Below are 617 nucleotides of genomic sequence, written 5' to 3'. Positions count from 1 at the left end.
CCACGGTGCGGCTCTCGCTGCTCCGTGCCCCGCGCTACCCCGACCCGGAGACCGACCACGGCCACCACCGGCTGCGGTACGCCCTCGCGCCCGGCGCGACCGTGGCCGACGCGGTGCGCGAGGGGCACCGGATCAACCTCCCCGAGCGCACCGTCACCGGCGGCCGGGCCGTCGAACCGCTGGTCTCCGTCGCCGGCGACCAGGTGATCGTGGAGGCGGTCAAGCTCGCGGAGGACCGCGGCGGGGACATCGTGGTGCGGCTGTACGAGTCCGGCGGCGGCCGGGCCAGCACGACGCTGACCGCCTCCGTACCGGTCGCTGAGGTGGTCGAGACCGACCTGCTGGAGCGTCCGTTGGCCGACGCCCCGAAGCGCGCGTTCTCGCCCGAGGGCGCGCTGGAGCTGACCCTGCGCCCGTTCCAGATCCTGACCCTGCGGCTGACCCCACGCGGCTGAGTCGCGCCCCGCGCACGGCGCCCCGTCGCCCCGTACTCACCCCTGGGGCGCCGTGCGCGGCACGGCGATGGTCACCCGCAGGCCGCGTGGCTTGTTCGGGGCGTACGCGATCGTGGACCCGCCCGCGGCCAGCAGGGCGCGGCTGATGGACAGGCCGAGGCC

General features: G+C 76.3%; 1 protein-coding gene. It reads left to right on the top strand.

The window, feature by feature from the left end; translation table 11 throughout:
* The coding region (locus KUM32_RS40810; protein WP_254406782.1) for a glycosyl hydrolase-related protein at positions 1-455 on the top strand (455 nt) is incomplete at its 5' end.
* Positions 456-617 lie beyond the last annotated feature (162 nt).

The organism is Streptomyces sp. AC627_RSS907, from assembly GCF_019049165.1.
Note: the sequence above shows the minus strand (reverse complement) of the source record. Positions and strands in the feature narration are given on the sequence as shown.